The organism is Flavobacterium terrisoli (genome assembly GCF_030167905.1).
GTDB lineage: Bacteria > Bacteroidota > Bacteroidia > Flavobacteriales > Flavobacteriaceae > Flavobacterium > Flavobacterium terrisoli.
Window position 1 is genome coordinate 262,857 of the sequence record NZ_JARGNA010000002.1, and the last position, 19,139, is coordinate 281,995.

The 19,139-nt window shown below is 39.3% G+C and carries 12 protein-coding genes; 8 read left to right on the forward strand and 4 right to left on the reverse strand.

The genetic code is table 11. The annotated features are described in order from the left end of the window. Nucleotides 1-8: 8 nt before the first annotated feature. Entirely contained in the window at nucleotides 9-1,805 is a 1,797-nt protein-coding gene (locus P1K33_RS03190) for a DUF8693 domain-containing protein (RefSeq protein WP_284651412.1), read from the reverse strand. A gap of 367 nt (nucleotides 1,806-2,172) precedes the next feature. Here P1K33_RS03190 and P1K33_RS03195 point away from each other — a divergent pair, with 367 nt between their 5' ends. Next, a complete protein-coding gene (locus tag P1K33_RS03195) occupies nucleotides 2,173-8,115 on the forward strand; it encodes a RemA C-terminal-like gliding motility protein (protein WP_284651413.1) in 5,943 nt (1,980 codons plus the stop codon). A gap of 80 nt (nucleotides 8,116-8,195) precedes the next feature. Here P1K33_RS03195 and P1K33_RS03200 read toward each other — a convergent pair whose 3' ends face one another. Continuing rightward, a complete protein-coding gene (locus P1K33_RS03200) occupies nucleotides 8,196-9,965 on the reverse strand; it encodes a T9SS type A sorting domain-containing protein (RefSeq protein ID WP_284651414.1) in 1,770 nt (589 codons plus the stop codon). Between the two features lie 67 nt (nucleotides 9,966-10,032). Beyond that, nucleotides 10,033-10,794 (reverse strand): phage tail-like protein, encoded by a 762-nt coding sequence (locus P1K33_RS03205; protein ID WP_284651415.1) that lies wholly within the window; start codon nucleotides 10,792-10,794, stop codon nucleotides 10,033-10,035. Between the two features lie 719 nt (nucleotides 10,795-11,513). Here P1K33_RS03205 and P1K33_RS03215 point away from each other — a divergent pair. The 4 genes from P1K33_RS03215 to P1K33_RS03230 all read left to right on the forward strand — a co-directional run bounded on the left by P1K33_RS03215 (nucleotide 11,514) and on the right by P1K33_RS03230 (nucleotide 16,317). Further along, the gene (locus P1K33_RS03215) at nucleotides 11,514-11,696 is read left to right on the forward strand and encodes a C1orf53 family protein (RefSeq protein WP_284651417.1); all 183 of its coding nucleotides are present in this window, start codon (nucleotides 11,514-11,516) and stop codon (nucleotides 11,694-11,696) included. Nucleotides 11,697-11,731: 35 nt separating this feature from the next. Further along, nucleotides 11,732-13,717, forward strand: coding sequence for a urocanate hydratase (gene hutU, locus P1K33_RS03220; RefSeq protein WP_284651418.1), 1,986 nt, complete (start codon nucleotides 11,732-11,734; stop codon nucleotides 13,715-13,717). Nucleotides 13,718-13,732: 15 nt separating this feature from the next. Then, the gene (locus tag P1K33_RS03225) at nucleotides 13,733-14,263 is read left to right on the forward strand and encodes a DUF4136 domain-containing protein (protein WP_284651419.1); all 531 of its coding nucleotides are present in this window, start codon (nucleotides 13,733-13,735) and stop codon (nucleotides 14,261-14,263) included. 296 nt (nucleotides 14,264-14,559) lie between these two features. Further along, complete coding sequence (locus P1K33_RS03230; protein ID WP_284651420.1) at nucleotides 14,560-16,317, forward strand: aromatic amino acid hydroxylase; 1,758 nt, start codon at nucleotides 14,560-14,562, stop codon at nucleotides 16,315-16,317. 26 nt (nucleotides 16,318-16,343) lie between these two features. On the opposite strand, the gene P1K33_RS03235 is transcribed toward P1K33_RS03230, so the two are convergent. After that, nucleotides 16,344-17,282, reverse strand: coding sequence for a GSCFA domain-containing protein (locus P1K33_RS03235; RefSeq protein ID WP_284651421.1), 939 nt, complete (start codon nucleotides 17,280-17,282; stop codon nucleotides 16,344-16,346). A 160-nt stretch (nucleotides 17,283-17,442) separates the two neighbouring features. Here P1K33_RS03235 and P1K33_RS03240 point away from each other — a divergent pair, with 160 nt between their 5' ends. The 3 genes from P1K33_RS03240 to P1K33_RS03250 all read left to right on the forward strand — a co-directional run bounded on the left by P1K33_RS03240 (nucleotide 17,443) and on the right by P1K33_RS03250 (nucleotide 19,069). Next, nucleotides 17,443-18,012, forward strand: a complete 570-nt coding sequence (locus P1K33_RS03240) for a hypothetical protein (RefSeq protein WP_284651422.1) — start codon at nucleotides 17,443-17,445, stop codon at nucleotides 18,010-18,012. Then, nucleotides 17,996-18,595, forward strand: coding sequence for a GNAT family N-acetyltransferase (locus P1K33_RS03245; RefSeq protein WP_284651423.1), 600 nt, complete (start codon nucleotides 17,996-17,998; stop codon nucleotides 18,593-18,595). Before P1K33_RS03240 ends, P1K33_RS03245 begins: the two co-directional genes overlap by 17 nt. A 66-nt stretch (nucleotides 18,596-18,661) precedes the next feature. Continuing rightward, a complete protein-coding gene (locus P1K33_RS03250) occupies nucleotides 18,662-19,069 on the forward strand; it encodes a hypothetical protein (protein WP_284651424.1) in 408 nt (135 codons plus the stop codon). Nucleotides 19,070-19,139 lie beyond the last annotated feature (70 nt).

Here is a 19,139-nt window from a genome sequence, read left to right on the forward strand (position 1 = left end):
TTTTATTGTTATTGGTTAGAAATGATAACCTTTTGTGCTACTTTCTTATTGTCATTGGTTACTAATTCCACCAAATAAACCGCCTGGCTTAAACCATTGGTTGGGAATTGATAACTGTTTTCAGCGCCTAAATTTTGTTTGCCAAAAATTTTCTTTCCAGTCAGATCATAAAGCGTAACCGATTTTAATTCGATTGAATTCGGGTTTGAAATGGTCAGGTTTTGAGACACATTATCCTGGAAAATCACAAAGCTTGATTTGATGTTGTTTTCATCATCCAAAGCTGCGTTTTTGAAAGTAATCTCAAAACGATCATTGTAAACTCCGGTAGCTAAAACCACTTCATAAGCGTTGTTTTTGATATCGTGATAACTGCCATCCAAGGCATCATACATGTAAATATTTTGTGATTCATCAAAATTTGAAACCAAAGAAGCATCAAACTTGAAACTTGCATTATCGGTAGATTTAACACCTACAGGAATTCTTTTATCGATATCAAAAGCCACTCCTTCGATAACATATCTGTTGTTGTCCAAAAAGAAGTAAACGTCATTAGGAATTGTCTCTTCAACAGGTGATTTTGCATCGATACCTCTGTCGACACCATCCGTAGCCGTTGGCATCAAAACTAAAGCAACCTGTCTGGTAAATTGATTGTTCATGATGGTGTTCAAACGAATTTGAGCAACCGGATTTACATCTACATCTTGTGTTGCATTTCCGGTACTGTTTATGTTTCTTTCAAATTGAGAATAAGCACCTGCTTCTTTATAATATTCTCTGTATTCATTTTTCAAAGTAACAGAAACCGGACTTCCACTGGCTTTACCTTTTATCATAAAACCTTGCCCGATTGGCGCATACTTTCTCTGAATTGATAACCCTGAAGTTGAACCAGTGGTGTTTTCAGTACCGTCAATGTTATAAGAATCAAAAGTAGCCGGCACATAAACGCCATATTCTGTTGGGGAAGTACTGATAGGCGCATAAGTCCCGTAACCTCCACGGTAATCTAATAATAAGTGAGAGTTAACAGTCTTGTCCTGTTCCCAATAATAAGCGATTCCGGTACAATCTGTATTGGCCGGATCTAATAAAAATTCATTTACATGCAATGCTGACGGGTATGGATTACCGGTTAATGTAAAATTATCGATAGCAACACCTACTGTGATATTACCATCATTGGGTTTACCCCTAAAATCGTAACGTTGTGCGCTTCCAGGATTATTCACTACAGTTTCTCCGACTGCTGTATTATCAGTTCCGCTGGTACCTTTCATGGTAAATCCCTGACCGGCTTCAATATCTGTATTGGCTTCTGAATGAATCCATTCAGAATAATCAGCACCGGCTAAAAATTTCCAAATCCAATAGGTCGCGATAGATAAAGAACTGTTGGTTGAAGCACCGTCATAACTGCCCGAATCCATGGTAGCTGGTGTGCTGGCAGTAATCGTAGTTGGACGGTATAACTTGGTAATTCCAAAATTTTCATTTCCTGTTGAGGCAGATGCATTTCCTACCGGTGAGCACCAATAGTTATAATCATAATTATCTGATGTTCCTTCTTGAAAAACAGACAAAACTCCTGCTCCTTTATTGGTAGATGTACTAGTTGTACCTTGCAAAATCTGAGCTTCATTTCTCAAATAAAGATTACTGTTTGTCTGCAAATTGATATCCTGATTGACAAAAACATATTGGTCTTTCACAAACACATAAGTACCTGAGCTAACATAAAATTGGCTCAAAGCAGGAAACGAGACCAACAAAATCGCAATGTAAAATATTTTTTTCATACTTAAAACCATAAATGCTTAATAAACAGTATATAACGCCTGCAATATATAACTTTTTTTCGTTTTATGAATAACGCCTCGTCAAAAAACTTGGCGAACCAAATGAACAATAAACTCATCATCCTAAAAAACACTTGTCATTAGTGGCTTTTTTCCAAAATTGAAATCTAAACCAAATGACATTGTATAGTTTTTGTACAGTTTATCCATTTGAAAATTCGGCTGCTTTTTAGTTGGATTTTCAACAAAAAATAACAAAAAAAATCATTGTAAATTCACAACTTAAGTGTTAATTGCTTGGGTTTTTTATATGATTTTAATAATATTTTAAAAAAATTCATTAATTTGCATTCGTAAATACCACAAAATGCAACATAATTACGTCGACTTAAGCCGAAAATTAAAATTCAGCCGAGTTTTTCTTGGGCTTTTCCTTGTTTGCTTTTTTCTTTTCACAGGAAGCATTCAGGCACAGGGAAATGCCTGTTCTGCAGCCACACCTTTAACTGTTAACGGTGCTTGTGCAACAAATCACAGCATAACAAACTCTGCACAGGACCCACCAAACATAGCTACTTGCCCCGGAACGTTTGCACGTGAAGGTTGGTATACTTTTACGGTTACTGGCGGTCCAATGACCATAAACATTAATGCTGAAGTGAGCAACAGAAATTTATTTCTGCAATTAATCTCATCAACATCCTCATGTACAGGATTAGCTCAGATAAATTGTGCTAATTCAAATGACACTAACGGAGTACAAACTGAGAGCATATCCCAAACATTAAGTGATGGAATATATTATATCAAAGTGGTCAATGTTGGTTCAAGTACCATGACATTAACCAGTCTTTGTGTAACATCTTCCTCTCCGTGTATTGCCCCAAGCCAGGCAACCGGATTTACGCCAGGCACAATAACAGGAACTTCATTTCCGGCTTCATTTTCAGGAACGGCAAATGGTTATTTAGTGATTCGTTCACTAACCAGTACACCACCATCCCAGCCGGTAAACGGAACCACTTATTCCAGTGCCAATATAGGAACTCTTGGTTCGGGGCTTACCTTTGTCCAATCAGGTTCATCAACCTCAATTCCAAGTTCAGGGCTAACCGAAAACACCCAATACTATTATTTCATTTATGCCTATAACAATACTTCCTGTTCAGGCGGACCGGTATACAATACCTCAGGTGCCTTAACCGGGAACGCAATCACTTGTCCGGCAGTACCGAATTCAATTGCGACTGCCAGCATTACCTCTAACAGTTTTACCTTGAATTGGGCGGCACCAAGCGGAGGAAGTTCAGGAACTATCACTTACAGTGTTCAGGTCACTACAGACGCCGGATATACCGCTAATATTCCCGGTTCTCCTTTTTCTGTTGCTGCGCCAACAACCACTTTGAACGTTACAGGATTGTCTTCGTCGACAACCTATTACTATAGAATTTTGGCCAATAATGGCTGCAGTAGTTCTTATGTAAGTGGAAACGTCACCACTTCAATCGGAGCCTGTGTTGCGCCAAGCCAGGCAACCGGATTTACACCAGGTACAATCACAGGAACTTCGTTTCCGGCTTCATTTTCTGGAACGGCAAACGGGTATTTAGTGATTCGCTCACTAACCAGCACACCGCCATCCCAACCAGTAAATGGAACTACTTATTCAAGCGCCAATATAGCAACTCTTGGTTCGGGTTTGACCTTTATACAAACAGGTTCATCAAACACGATAGCAAGTTCCGGACTAACGGGGAATACCCAATATTATTATTTCATTTATGCTTACAATAACACCTCCTGTACAGGCGGACCTGTTTATAATACATCAGGTGCCTTAACCGGTAATGCGATCACTTGTCCTGCAGTGCCAAATTCAGTTTCGACAGCCAGTGTAACCTCAACAGGATTCACCATAAATTGGGCTACTCCTACCGGTGGAACATCCGGCACGATTACTTATGCAGTACAAATTACCACAGATGCTGGCTATACAACCAATATTTCAGGTTCTCCTTTTTCGGTCGCTGCACCTACAGTAACGTTAAACATCTCGGGGTTAACTTCAAGTACAACATACTACTACAGAATATTAGCCAGTAATGGTTGCAGCAGTTCCTATGTAACAGGTTCTGTGACTACATCAGCAGGAAATCCGTGTTCGAATGCAACAACTTTAAATTGTGGCACAACCAATTTGGCCGGAACGACTGTAGGCAGTACCAATTACACTCATGGCACAGGATGTTCAATGAGCAACTATGGCAAATGGTACACTTTTGTTGGTGATGGTAACCTAAATACCATTTCCGTTACAACCACTAGTTTTGATGCCGAAATGGCTATTGCCAGCGGAAGCTGTGGCAGCTTAACCAACATAACCTGTCAGGATATTGCTTTGTCCAGCGGAACTGAAACATACGGTTTTACAGCCACCTTAGGGGTTACTTACTATGTTTATGTCGCTTACTGGTTATCAGGAGATACTACTACGGGAGCTTTTACCATTTCCAGATCTTGTACTACGGCCTTTAATCCTTGTGCATCAATTCCGAATATTGCAGCATGTGGAACGAGCACCACCGCAACCATAACTTCGGGTACCGGATCTTACGGCACATCTGCCTGCGGATGGTCAACGCCCGGACATGAACAAATCTATACTTTTACACCAACCACCACCGGAAGCTATACAATTTCTCAATCGACTTCTTTCGCTTATATTGATTATCAATTCAAACCTGTTGCATCAGGATGTAACGGCACTGGCTGGACCTGTATTGATGATATATTTGGCTCGGGAACCAGTGCTAGTTTCAGCTTAACTGCCGGTACGCAATACTATATTTTATTGGATCCTGAAAGTACTGTCGGTGGCAGCGCCAGCTTCACCATAAGCTGTCCACCACCACCATTAACCAATGACGATCCTTGTAATGCCATCACTTTAACAACGAGTTCAAGTTGTAGTTACACCACCTATACGACTCTCGGCGCGACAGCTACCTCAGGTGTAACCGCGCCAGGCTGTGGAAGTTATTCAGGCGGTGATGTTTGGTTTAAAGTTGTCGTTCCGGCAACAGGCATATTGACCATAGACACTAACAGCGGTAGTTTAACCGACAGTGGAATGGCAGCTTATTCAGGCACCTGCGGCGCATTGACCTTGATTGAATGTGATGATGATGACAGTGCTAATGGTTTGATGTCTTATTTAAACCTGACTGGGTTAACACCGGGAGTTACTATTTTTATACGTGTTTGGGAATACAGCAATGACAACCCCGGAACGTTTGGAATTTGTATTACCAGCCCGACCTGTCCGCCTCCTACAGATATTTTAGCAACCGTAACTTCGAGCACTAGCGTATCCGTAAGCTGGATGGCATCAACTCCACCCGCCGCAAACGGTTATCAATACTATCTTACTACAACCAATACAGCGCCAACAAGTTCAACTACCCCAACAGGCTCAACTACCGCTGGTGTAGTTAGTGTTAACCTGACTGGATTAATAACTTCCCAAGTATATTATTTCTGGGTAAGGTCAAACTGTAGCGGATCAGACCAAAGCACTTGGTTAGGGCCAAAAGTCTTTACTCCTTGTAACATTGGTTCGGGAACCGGCACTACCACTTTGAGTTGTCCTAATTTAGTTTCAGGCGGTTTGGGATTATTAGGTTCAGATCCAGCTCCCATGTCCTGCACTGATACCACATGTGTTAATTTAGAAGCTACTTATTTACCTATAAATCAAACTACAAGTTATACGGTACAATCAATAACATATAGTCCGCCATATCAATTCAGCTGTTTGCAAAACGCTGTGAGTGTTAATGTGGACGACGTTTGGTCGCCAACAGTCACACTGCCATTTAACTTTTGCTTTTATGGAAATAATTACAACACTTGTCTGATTGGTTCAAACGGCGTAATCACTTTTGACACTACAAATAACAGTCCGGGCGGTTATTGTGGATGGTCATTTGCCAACAATCTTCCGAGTACTTCATTGTTTTTGAATACCATTTTTGGTGTTTACCATGATATTGACCCAAGTAAAGGCGGTGAAATTGGTTGGGAATTGGTTAACCTTAACAGTGGATGCCGTGCCTTAGTGGCTTCCTGGAAGGATATTCCAATGTTTTCCTCTACCTGTAACTCGATACTTTATACCGGTATGATTGTGCTTTATGAAAACACCAATATCATTGAAGTATATATCAAAGAAAAAAATGTTTGTTCCTCATGGAATAGCGGAAATGCTATAGTTGGCATTCAAAATGCGACCGGAGCACAAGCTGTGGCTGCGCCCAACAGAAATGGTCTCAGTACCGATTGGACTGTCACCAATGAAGCCTGGCGTTTTACCCCTTCCGGAAGTTCTTTGTCTACAATCACCTGGTATGAAGGCGTAGGAACTACAGGAACTGTTGTTGGAAACACCAATACAATTAATGTTTGCCCGAATGTAACTCAAGTATATACTGCTCAGGTAACCTATACTCTTTGTAATGGTGTTAACTACTCCATTACAGACAATACTGTAGTTACCGTAAATGGCGGAAAAAAATGGACCGGTAATGTTGATACCGATTGGAACAAAGCCCTCAACTGGACACCAACCGGGGTTCCAACTAGCTCTGATTGTGTAATCATTCCTAATGTAACTAATGACCCAATCATCAGTGGGTCGTCTTACAATGCATATGGGCTCAATCTTAGTGTATTGAGCGGTGGAAATCTTTTGGTGAATTCTACAAACAACATCACTATTACCGACTTTGTTAATGTAGAATCAACAGGTAGTTTTACATTGAACAACAGCTCTAGTTTGATCCAGATTAACAACGTTGCCAATACCGGTAACATCGTTTACAAACGCGATGCCTATATTCGAAGCCTGGATTATGTCTATTGGTCATCACCTGTAGCTAATTTTTCACTTGCCAATATTGCCGCTCCATTATCATTCTGGGGAATGTATAAATGGAATACTACGGTAGCCAATACAAATGGCGGACAAGGAAATTGGGAAAGCGCTGCCGGTGACACCATGATTCCCGGTAAAGGTTATATTGCCAGTGGGCCAAGTACTTTTAGCTCTGATACCGCAGCTACCTTGAATGGTGTTTTTACGGGTGTTCCAAATAATGGAAACATAACCATACCAATTTACAGAGGAAGTGATACCAACACGAGTACGCATTACGGAATTAACGGTGCAGAAATCACTAATTATAGCGATAACTGGAATTTGTTAGGAAACCCTTATCCATCATCGATCAGAGCGAGTCAGTTTTTATTTGACAACAACACTAAAATCATGGGTAATGTCAAATTGTGGACACATGGCACTTTACCGGCCATTATTGCCAGTCCGTTTTATGATTCATTTATCTATAACTATAGCCCGGGTGATTATTTGACTTATAATTTCACAGGAACAAGTTGTTGTCCTGCGGCAGGTTCCGATTTATTTATTGGTTCGGGACAAGGCTTCTTTGTTCAGATGATTGATGGCCCAGCAACTTCAAACAGTATAACATTTACCAACAGTCTGAGAAGTAATACTTATACCAATAGTACTTTTTATAAATTATCAAATCCAAACTTTCCAAATAGTGTGGTTGAAAATTTGGAAAGAAACAGAATTTGGCTCGACATCATTGATAGCAATTACAATTCCGACAGAACGTTGTTTGGCTACATTGAAAACGCCACGATGGGTAGCGATACTTTCTTTGATTGCACGATGCAAAACACCGGCGGAATAGCTATTTATTCGTTGATAGACGATACTAAATTCTCTATTCAGGGAAGAGCTTTGCCTTTTGATGTAAATGACGAAGTACCTATTGGTGTTAACATTCCGGCCTCGGGGAATTATTCTATTGCCTTGGCAGCCATTGATGGTTTGTTCAGCGGACAAAATATTTATTTAAAAGACAATCTATTAAATATCACCCACGATTTAAAAGAGAATCCATATCAATTTACAGCCGAAACCGGTATCATTCATGACAGATTTAAAGTGGTGTATCTCACCAATGCTTTAGGCAACCCTGAATTTTCAAATTCTAACCATATCAGAGTAGTCATCAAAGATGGCGTAAGTGTTAGTTCTGGCAATTTACCTATGGAATCAATTATTGTTTATAATGCATTAGGACAAAGATTAGACAGTTATGAAGGCATCAAAACCAATTATTTTACGCTTTATAATTTGAGAAAAAATGACACTACTCTTCTGCTGAAAATTAAACTGCAAAACGGTGAAACCGTCATCAGAAAAGTGATTTACTAATCATATAATTTAAAACCAAAAAAGACCTTTGCTTATCAAGTAAAGGTCTTTTGTTTTATAAGAATCTCTTTTGGGAAATATTATAGAAAAGAAATCAATACTTTCTGAACGGTTCTTTTGTTTTCTTTGGAAAAAACTTCGGCCAGATAAACCCCATTACTCAATCCGCTGGTCGAAAACTGATGACTGTCCTGAACCGGTAATTCGGATTTATTGAAAATCTTTTTTCCACTCAAATCATAAAGCACCACCGATTTAATTTCGATAAGCTTCGGATTCGAAATGGTCAACATTTGCAAGCTGTTATCCTGATAAACAACCAAGTCAGACGGAACAATAGCAATAGTAGTATTCAGGGAATTGTCTTTGAAGGTAATTTGAAAACGGTCATTGTAAATTCCGGTAGGCAAAGACACTTCATAGGTTCCATTTTTTATATCGTGATAAGAATCATCTTCGGCATCATACAGATAGATTGGTTGGGATTCGTCAAAATTCAAAATTTGTGGCACCTCAAACTTAAAAGTACTGTTCTCCGTTGACTTTATGCCTATCGCAATCCTTTTGTCAACATCAAAATTCAAGCCCTGAATGACATACTTTTCATTGGCCAAAAAGAAATACACATCATTTGGTATATTATCCGCTACCGGGCTTTTGGCATCAATACCATTATCAACACCATCAGTCGCTGAAGGAATCAATGCTAAAGCGATTTGACTTGTGTACTGATTATTCATAATTGTATTTAATCGTATCTGTGGAATTCCGACAACATCAGTGGATGTCATGGCATTATTTTGACGGTGAAATTGCGAATAATCGCCTTCTTTCTTAAAGACGCGATGTTCATTTTTGATTGTTAAAGTTCCGTCAGTTACACCTTTGATCATAAAACCTTGCCCGATTGGCGCAAACTTTCTTTCAATGCTCAATTGTGAAGAAGCACCAGCTACATTTAAAGTTCCATCTTCATTATAGGTGTTATAAGTGGCCGGAACATAAATTCCGTTAGAAGCTAAGCTGATTGGAGAATAAGTACCATAACCACCTTGATAATCCATTAAAACATGTGAATTGACCGATTTGTCCTGTTCCCAATAATAGGCCACGCCATCGCAAGCCGAATTGGCTGCGTCCAATAAAAAAGCATTCACATGAAGTGCCGACGGATAAGGATTACCGGTTAAAGTAAAGCCATTGGCAGCTACGTCAACTGAAATGTTTCCATCGTTTGGCTTGCCTCTGAAATCATATCGTTGTGCGCTTCCTATATTGTTTACAGTGCTTTCCCCAACATTGGTGGCATCTGAACCGCTTGTCCCTTTCATCGTAAAACCTTGACCCGAACTAATATTGGTATTAGGTCCGGAATAAAACCATTGGTTATAACCTGCAGAAGACAAGAATTTCCAAACCCAGTAAGACGCTATGGTCAAAGTTCCTGTACCGGAAACGCCATCCAAAGTGCCCCCATCCAAAACCGCTTCAGTACTTGCCGTATTGGTTGTCGGAACATGTAACATGGATATACCAAAATCTTCATTTCCCGGAGTGGTTGAAGCAGTTCCAACCGGAGAACACCAATAATTATAGAAATAATTATTTACAGTTCCTTCTTGGTATACGGAAACCTTTCCCGTTCCTTTATTGACTGAAGTTCCTGTTGTGCCCTGAAGCAATTGACCTCCGTTTCTCAGATAAAGATTGCTTGAGCCGTTAAGTTCAACAGCTCCTTTGACATATAGCAAGCTTCCTTTGTTATAGATATAACTGCTGCTGCTAACGTATAGTTGTGCTTTTGAAGCAAATGAAACAGATAAAAGTAATATGTAAAGTAGGTTTTTCATAATACACTTTTTTAATATTTAAGAATAACGACTGAAATAAATACACTCTTGGGGAAAAGTGCATCTATTAAGAGCCTAAATAAATAAATCCGTTTAATGCTAAATAGGGATTTTGAACAGTAACTGACTGTTGGGCAACACCTCCATTGATAGAAGAAGTAGTATGACTGTGGGAACCGCTGCTCGATGTTGCGTCTGTATCACTTGTAGAATACAACACGGGAGTTCCTGAAAAAGGCAAAAGTGATGAAAAAAGCGAATTGGCCGCATTACCTGAATTATGGGTATGTGCACCATCTGTGCTGGTTGACAAGGTAACATTGGGCAATTGATTCTGCGCGAGGGTTACTGTAGCACTACCGCCGGTGGTATTTAATGTTTTGGTACCACTGACTCCGACTATGCTTTTATCGGAAATATTAGGGAGGTTTGTTCCAATCCCTAAAGCGGTGGCAGCAGCCTGCTGACTTGCAGTCAAAGTGCTTTTCGCTCTTCCGTTTAATAAAATCCAACCGTTATGATCTGCGGTTTGGAAGCCGTGTTTTACATCTCCTAAAGTATATACCTGGGTATAAAGTGGCTGCCAGCTGGAACCTCCGTAACAATAATAAGAATTGGTGGTGGTTAAAAAAACTATTTGACCCGATCGGTTTCCTGATGATGGCAAAACGCTTACTTGTGGTATAGCAATTCCGGCTTCGGCAGTTGGTGATGAAGGATCAATTTCTCTAACGTCTAATGTCGCTTGAGGTGAGTTTGTACCAATTCCAATTTGGGAGTAGGTTTGGAATGATACCAAGATTAGGGCTGAGTAGAGTATTTTTTTCATGTCTTTTAATTTTAATTTTGACAAAACTGAACTTTACTTTATAACCCAATTCCTTTTTTACATCGTGTTATAAATTTTATATGAAATATTTCATTTTTAAAATTTGTGTGTGGTATTTAACGAAGCAAACGTACAATATATAATTTTACGAACCAAAAAAAACATCGACAAAATGCGATTTTTTATAGTTAAAATGCATTTTAAGCATTACATTGCGCGCTTATTCTTACTAAAACAAATTATATTATGTGAATTAATAACTTATTGCGATTATTTAAAATCGCAACAGATATTCTTCAAAAAACAGAGGAAATGAATTTGTGGAGAATGAAAAATAAAACATCAATGATTAAAAATCAAACTGTTAAATCAATTTTAAAAAAGAGTAAGGCTTTCTTTCTGATAAGTAAAGCTGATTTTTTTCATTCTGATAGGCTTCTTTTTCAAAAGAAATGTTCCGGTAAGCGTTATTTCGGTTTCCGTATTTTAAATACTTAAGTAAAAACTCTATCAAATACCAAACAAAAAAAGGCAATATCAACAACTCGAGTTGCTGGCGCAAATGAATTCTTTCATGGTTGAGCAATGCAATATTTTCCTTATCACTCCGACACTTTAAAAATACAAAAGGGAACAGGGTCAATCCTCGGTAACCTTTTGGAATTAAATATTTCGAAACGATTAGTATCATTACTTATAAAGTATTTAAATTTGCGCGTATGAACGAGCAAAATAATGAAAATAAATTAATTGAAGGCGAAGATTATTACCTAACACCCGAAGGTTACCGATGTTTCACCGAAAAATACCATTTAAAACGCGGCTATTGCTGTCGCAGTGGCTGCCGTCATTGTCCTTATGGATTTGACAAAAAAACAGGAACCATCAGGCCAAAAAAATAAACAACACATAACTTACAATATACAACTCAAACAAAATGACTTTTCAAGAACAGATTTTACAAGGAATTCCGGCGGTTTTACCAAATCCTAAACCATACGAACCTGAAATCAATCACGCACCAAAACGCAAAGAAATACTAACCGAAGAAGAGAAAAAGCTGGCGCTGAAAAATGCCTTGCGTTATTTTGAGCCACAACATCACGCGACATTAATCCCCGAATTCAAAGCGGAAATGGAAACTTACGGTCGCATCTACATGTACCGATTTCGCCCCAATTATAAAATGTATGCCCGACCGATTTCGGAATATCCGGGAAAATGCGAACAGGCAAAAGCCATCATGCTGATGATCCAAAACAATTTGGATTATGCCGTGGCACAACATCCACACGAGTTAATTACGTACGGCGGAAACGGAGCTGTTTTCAGCAATTGGGCACAATATCTTTTGACGATGAAATATTTGGCCGAAATGACCGAAGAACAAACCTTAGTCATGTATTCCGGTCACCCGATGGGCTTATTCCCGTCACATGCCGAAGCACCAAGAGTTGTCGTGACCAACGGAATGGTAATTCCTAACTATTCCAAACCGGATGATTGGGAAAAAATGAATGCTTTAGGCGTTTCCCAATACGGTCAAATGACTGCCGGAAGTTATATGTATATCGGTCCGCAAGGTATCGTTCACGGAACAACCATTACGGTTTTAAACGGTTTCAGAAAAATAAAAAAATCCCCAAGCGGCGGTTTATTCGTAACCTCAGGTTTGGGTGGAATGAGCGGTGCCCAACCCAAAGCCGGAAACATTGCCGGTTGTGTAACAGTTTGCGCCGAAGTCAATCCGAAAATCACCCACATTCGCCATTCACAAGGTTGGATTAACGAGGTGATTGAAAATATCGAAGATTTAGTCCCAAGAGTTAAAAAAGCCTTGGACAACAAAGAAGTGGTTTCTATTGCTTATCTCGGAAATGTAGTTGATGTTTGGGAACGATTTGATCAGGAAAATCTGCATATCGATTTAGGTTCCGACCAAACCTCACTACACAATCCTTGGGCAGGAGGTTATTATCCGGTGGGCATTTCGTTTGAAGATGCGAATGAAATGATGGCGAATAATCCTGAACAATTCAAGGAAGAAGTACAAAAAACGTTGCGCCGTCATGCTGCAGCGATTAATAAACATACAGCCAAAGGAACCTATTTCTTTGATTACGGAAATGCTTTCTTATTGGAAGCTTCCCGCGCAGGAGCCGATGTAATGGCTGAAAATCCAACATTGGGACGAGAATTCAAATATCCAAGTTATGTACAGGATATTATGGGACCAATGTGTTTTGACTATGGTTTCGGGCCATTCCGTTGGGTTTGTGCTTCCGGAAATCCGGATGACTTAGCCAAGACAGATAAAATTGCCTGTGACGTTCTGGAAGAAATGATGAAAAATTCTCCCGAAGAAATCCAGCAACAAATGGCCGATAACATCCAATGGATCAAAGGCGCACAGGAAAACAAATTGGTTGTCGGTTCACAGGCGAGAATCCTTTATGCCGATGCTGAAGGCAGAATCAAAATTGCAGAAGCCTTTAACCAGGCGATTGCACGTGGTGACATTGGCTATGTGGTTTTAGGCCGTGATCACCACGATGTTTCCGGAACGGATTCACCTTACAGAGAGACTTCCAACATCTATGATGGTTCCCGATTTACTGCCGATATGGCAATCCATAACGTTATCGGCGACAGTTTCCGTGGCGCAACTTGGGTATCAATTCACAATGGCGGTGGTGTTGGTTGGGGCGAAGTTATAAACGGTGGTTTTGGTATGGTTCTTGATGGCTCTAAAGCTGCGTCAAGACGCTTAGAATCAATGCTTTTCTGGGATGTAAACAACGGAATTTCAAGAAGAAGTTGGGCCAGAAATGAAGGTGCAGTTTTTGCCATAAAAAGAGCCATGGCCACGCAACCTTTATTAAAAGTTACCATCCCTAGTATAGTTGATGATCAATTATTGTAACCAAAATTTATAGCTATGAAAAAGTTTGCACTTCTCGCAGTATTCATCTTACTGCTATCTTCGTGTAGTTCCATTAAAGTGAACTCGGATTATGACAAAAAGGTAGATTTTGCCCCTTATAAAACGTATGCTTTTCACAAAACCGGAATAGACAAAGCCGAGGTTTCTGATTTAGACAAAAAGAGAATTCTTCGCTCTATTGATGAAGTAATGGTTTCCAAAGGTTTTACCAAAAGTGAAAATCCCGATTTGTTGATTGCATTTTTCACCAAAGAAAGAGAACAAGTCAATGTAAGCCAATTCAATGCGGGTTGGGGTTATGGCTGGGGTTTTGGTTGGAATCCATATTTATGGGGCGGAAACACTTCCGTTTCAAGATACACCGAAGGTACTTTGTACATCGATATCATCGATGCCAATAAAAAAGAACTCATTTGGCAAGGTGAAGGTGAAGGCGTCCTAACCAAAGATACCAACAAAAAAGACGAAAAAATCAAGGAATTTGTGACCAAAATATTGGAACAGTATCCACCACAAAAGAAGTAAACTGTCTGTAGTCGCAGTATTCAGTTCCAATCAAGTTGGGAATGACAGAAACAAATCAGCAGATTTTTAAAAATATAAACCGGAACAGCAATGTTGCGGTTTTTTTTTAGCCCGGATGGAAGTGGCATCCTTTTTACGTCAGTTCGAGTTTTGCGAAGCAAAGTATCGAGAACAAGTAAAAAGATAAAACGGACAGCCGGACAAAGCTCCAGAAAAATATTCATTGCTTTTAATTAATTTATAACACTTCTTTCCGCTAAGATTAGTAAATTTACAGACACAACACTATTGGATTTATGGAAGCAAATTTTGAAAGCAACCCTTTGATTGACAGATTACCAAAGCACTTAAAGCAGTTTATAAAACCGCAGGATTATGACGATTACACTCCGATTAATCAGGCTGTTTGGCGTTATGTGATGCGTAAAAATGTGGATTATCTTTCAAAAGTAGCGCATGAATCTTACTTAGACGGCTTGAAAAAAACAGGACTGGAAGTGGACAATATCCCAAACATGTATGGCATGAACCGTATTTTGAAGGAAATCGGTTGGGCTGCCGTAGCCGTAGATGGATTTATTCCGCCGAATGCGTTTATGGAATTCCAAGCGTATAATGTTTTGGTCATTGCTTCCGATATTCGTCAGTTAGAACATATTGAATACACGCCAGCTCCGGACATCATTCACGAAGGTGCCGGCCACGCTCCTATCATTGCCAATCCGGAATATGCGGAATATCTGCGTCGTTTTGGAGAAATTGGTTGTAAAGCCATTTCGTCTTCCCGCGATTACGAAATGTATGAAGCGATTCGTTTGTTATCAATACTAAAAGAAGCCGAAGGAACGCCTGCTGACGAAATCAAAAAAGCGGAAGACCAGGTAGATTTTCTACAAAATAACATGGGCGAACTTTCCGAAATGTCTCGCATCAGAAACCTACATTGGTGGACGGTAGAATATGGTTTGATAGGTACCTTGGACAACCCAAAAATATATGGTGCCGGATTGCTTTCTTCGATTGGGGAAAGTGCCTGGTGCATGACCGACAACGTAACCAAAATCCCTTATGAGATTTCAGCTGCGGACCAAAGTTTTGATATTACTAAACCGCAACCGCAGTTGTATGTTACGCCTGATTTTGCCCATTTGAGCTTGGTTCTCGAAGAGTTTGCTAATACGATGGCCTTGCGCACCGGTGGATTATCGGGTATTCAAAAACTGATTAACTCTAAGTCTTTAGGAACCATTGAACTCAGCACCGGAATTCAGATTTCGGGGATGTTTACCAATGTGATTGAACACGAAGGTAAACCGGTTTATGTGCAAACTACCGGCAAAACGGCGCTATCCTACCGAGAAAAAGAATTGGTCGGTCACGGGACAAACTATCACGCCGAAGGTTTTGGTTCGCCAATAGGGAAACTAAAAGGCATCAACCTGGCGATTGAAGATATGAGTCCTCGTGATTTGCGAGCGTATGATATTTATGAAGCCGAAAAAGTAACTTTGGAATTTGAAGGCAACATCACCGTTACCGGTGAAATCATTACCGGTTCGAGAAACCTTCAAGGCGAAATTATCATCATCAGTTTTAAAAACTGTACCGTAACCCATAATGACACCGTTTTATTCCAACCGGAATGGGGCATCTACGATATGGCTGTGGGTAAAAAAGTGATTTCTGCCTTTTCAGGTCCGGCTGATGTGAACAGTTTTGACATGATCAATCATGTGCCATCAAGCCACACCATTAAGGCCAAAAAATCACCTGAACGTGAAGAACTGGAAGGATTGTACCTCAACATCCGAAACCTTCGCGAAGGCAAAACGGCGGAACTTTCAATCGAAAAAACCTTTGCTGTTCTAAAAGAAAACCATCCTAAAGATTGGTTACTTGCCGTTGAAATTGCGGAGCTATCCGATAAAAACAACAATACTGAACTGCTAAACGAAGTCTTACTTCATTTGGAAAAAGTAAAGCAAAACCGTCCTGAGATTGCGCATTTGATATCGGGTGGATTGGAATTGTTTTTAGAAAAAATGACGCTGTAAAGAATCGGTAATCTTCTTGTTTTTTTTTAAAATTGAAAGTGCGGAAACTGTGCTCTCAACTTGGCTATTTTTTGCGTTATCGAGGCTACAAACTGTTGGTGACTCGCCGTATTCGGGTTAAACGGACGATGTGCCAAACCTTTTTGAATGTTGTCTACTTCCTGCATTACCCCAAAACAATCCGCAGAAACATAGTGTTCAGAAAATCGCTCCCAAATATAATCGATAGCCGTTTGGCTTGGATGCAATAGATCTTCGGCATAGAAACGATAATCGCGGAGTTCGTCCATCATGATTTCGTAACTCGGAAAGTAGTTGTATTGGGCGGTTAAGTTATGAATGGCGGTAATCAAATGGGCCTTACTTCTTTGATTCTCAGCAAAACCGTCTTTGAGGTGGCGCACCGGTGACACGGTGAAAATAAATTGACTATCGGGATTGACTTTTTGGATTAAAGCGATGGTGTTTTGAATCGATTGCTGAATCGTTTCGGGTGACAGGATTTCTTTGGTGAATTCCTTTTGCGGTACTTTATGACAATTGGCTACGATTTGACCTGAATCGTTGTAGCGATAAACCCAAGCGGTACCAAATGTGATTATACAATTTGAAAATTTGAAAATTTGATGATGAAGTTCTCCAAGGATTTGATTTAATCTGTCGAGAAAAAAATCTTTATCAGGATGGCTCAACTCAGAATGGACTTCATAGCAATGCCACAACTCATTGTGAAAGAAAATATCGGCTTCGGTAAACAAGCGTTGGTTCACTACTCTGTCTATTAATTTTTCAATCGACACCGGATTAAAGACAATCCCAAACGGATTGATCGCGATTTGGAATTTAAAATAAGCGAATTTCTCGCTCATATTCTCGGCAAAGCACGAGCCCAAAGACAATATCCTGGATTGGTAGTCTATCGGATTGTTATAAGCCGCAACGGGAACTTTGGTGGTGAAATGCATCTTGGGATTTGATTTGGGTCAAAAGTACAAAAATTGGGCTTACCGTTTTCTGTCATTGATAAGCTGCATATTGAACTTTTTATTATCTTTAAAACTAGATAAACGCTACTGTCACAATCTACGACACGTTATACACCATTTTAAAAAGACGAAACTCAAAATGAATCTATTTAGTAAAAAAAGTAATCTCGATGATGAAAACAGATTAAGGCTTCAAAAGTTAGTCGATCAAGCTAAAGAAATGGATATACCAACCGGATGGAAAAAAGAAACATTCGCCGTTGGCGGATTGAGTAACGTAGGTTTTTCTAAAAAATTTCCAGAAATGCTTCTAGTAATATCGAGTCAAGGAAGAGGTGTCATAGATTGTTCTAAATTTGAATTAATCGAAAGGGATTATGATGATAGTTGGGAATGGATGGACACTTACGAATTGTGGTCAATGGGAATTGGTAAACTATTTGACGAAAAAATATTAGTTGGCGGAATTCATGGTGGTGGACTACCTTTTTTAAATAAGTATGGTGATTCACTTCAATTTATGGCAACACAATGGCCAATAATAGATTTAATTTTTGAACCTAATTTCAAAAGTATTTATCAAGAGGACGAAGCAAAAGACTGTTTCAAAATATTCAGTGATTATGAACTAAAAGCTTATGGCTTTTCTTATGATGGTAATTATTTTATTACCGCAACGGGTAGTGAAGTAAATGTATATCGAAAATAAAAAACGTTGTATAACAGTAGTAAGCCACGGCACGTTAGTTATCAGACAAAATCCCTCTAGAATGAGCAAAGAATCAAAGACTTTCCCAATATTGACAACCGAAAGGTTAACGCTTCGGCGACTTTCAAAAAGTGATTCCGAAGAAATATTGCAATTGCGCTCCAATCCTGAAATAAATAAATATCTGGACAGGAAACCAAGTAAAACATTAGAAGATGCCTTGAATTTTATTAAAAAGATAGCTGAAAACGAAAGCGATGATTTTTTTTATTGGGCCATCACAGAAACCGGAAAGCCAAAACTGATTGGTACGATTTGTTTATTCGAATTTTTAAGTGACCCAAAGAAATGTGAAATTGGATATGAGCTTTTAACCGAATATCAAGGACAAGGGATTATGGTTGAGGCTGCAAAGAAAATAGTTGAATATGCAAGTGAAACGCTTGGACTCAAAATGATAGATGCAATAACACATAAGGAAAACCAAAGTTCAACCGGGCTTCTCCTGAAGTTAGGCTTTAAAGAATTAAAAAATAGTACCGAAGAAAATCCAAATCTGACTTTATTCAGATTAACGAAATAAAAAAATAATCAAGGCCTGAACAGCAGTTTGGCTCAATAACGTAAATTTTAAAACCAAATCATAACTATGAGATACCTGAAAATTTTTGCCTTCTTATTTCTTTCTCTCACTACTTCAAAAGCTGTCGCCCAAAAAACAAATGCAGAAAAAATATTGGGTTGTTGGGTTTTTAAAAAAATAGAATTTAAAAACCCAAAGGATATTCCAGCCGATATGGTTGATGAAGCCCAAAACTCTGTGGTGTGTTTTGATTCCGATGGAAAATTCACCACAACCTTAGCCCAGGTTGGGGCTGTTCCAATACATGGCCATTATGAAATTTCAGCCGATGGAAAAACACTGACCCAAAAACAAGATTCCTCAGGCGAAGAAGGCTTTGAAAGCATTGAAGAAGACGCTGAAATTGAGCTCCTGGATGACCAGCAACTTATTTTTAAGTTTGGACTGGGCACTATCTATTTTGACCGAAAATAAAAAACCCTTTCATTGACAGGTGAAAGGGTTTGGGTTTGATTATAGTGCTTGATTTATAAAACTAATTTTT

What these genes read in the sequence shown, in the direction of transcription:
- P1K33_RS03190 (WP_284651412.1), bottom strand. Translation starts at nt 1,805, where the DNA reads ATGAAAAAAATATTTTACATTGCGATTTTGTTGGTCTCGTTTCCTGCT.
- P1K33_RS03195 (WP_284651413.1), top strand. Translation starts at nt 2,173, where the DNA reads ATGCAACATAATTACGTCGACTTAAGCCGAAAATTAAAATTCAGCCGA.
- P1K33_RS03200 (WP_284651414.1), bottom strand. Translation starts at nt 9,965, where the DNA reads ATGAAAAACCTACTTTACATATTACTTTTATCTGTTTCATTTGCTTCA.
- P1K33_RS03205 (WP_284651415.1), bottom strand. Translation starts at nt 10,794, where the DNA reads ATGAAAAAAATACTCTACTCAGCCCTAATCTTGGTATCATTCCAAACC.
- P1K33_RS03215 (WP_284651417.1), top strand. Translation starts at nt 11,514, where the DNA reads ATGAACGAGCAAAATAATGAAAATAAATTAATTGAAGGCGAAGATTAT.
- hutU (WP_284651418.1), top strand. Translation starts at nt 11,732, where the DNA reads ATGACTTTTCAAGAACAGATTTTACAAGGAATTCCGGCGGTTTTACCA.
- P1K33_RS03225 (WP_284651419.1), top strand. Translation starts at nt 13,733, where the DNA reads ATGAAAAAGTTTGCACTTCTCGCAGTATTCATCTTACTGCTATCTTCG.
- P1K33_RS03230 (WP_284651420.1), top strand. Translation starts at nt 14,560, where the DNA reads ATGGAAGCAAATTTTGAAAGCAACCCTTTGATTGACAGATTACCAAAG.
- P1K33_RS03235 (WP_284651421.1), bottom strand. Translation starts at nt 17,282, where the DNA reads ATGCATTTCACCACCAAAGTTCCCGTTGCGGCTTATAACAATCCGATA.
- P1K33_RS03240 (WP_284651422.1), top strand. Translation starts at nt 17,443, where the DNA reads ATGAATCTATTTAGTAAAAAAAGTAATCTCGATGATGAAAACAGATTA.
- P1K33_RS03245 (WP_284651423.1), top strand. Translation starts at nt 17,996, where the DNA reads ATGTATATCGAAAATAAAAAACGTTGTATAACAGTAGTAAGCCACGGC.
- P1K33_RS03250 (WP_284651424.1), top strand. Translation starts at nt 18,662, where the DNA reads ATGAGATACCTGAAAATTTTTGCCTTCTTATTTCTTTCTCTCACTACT.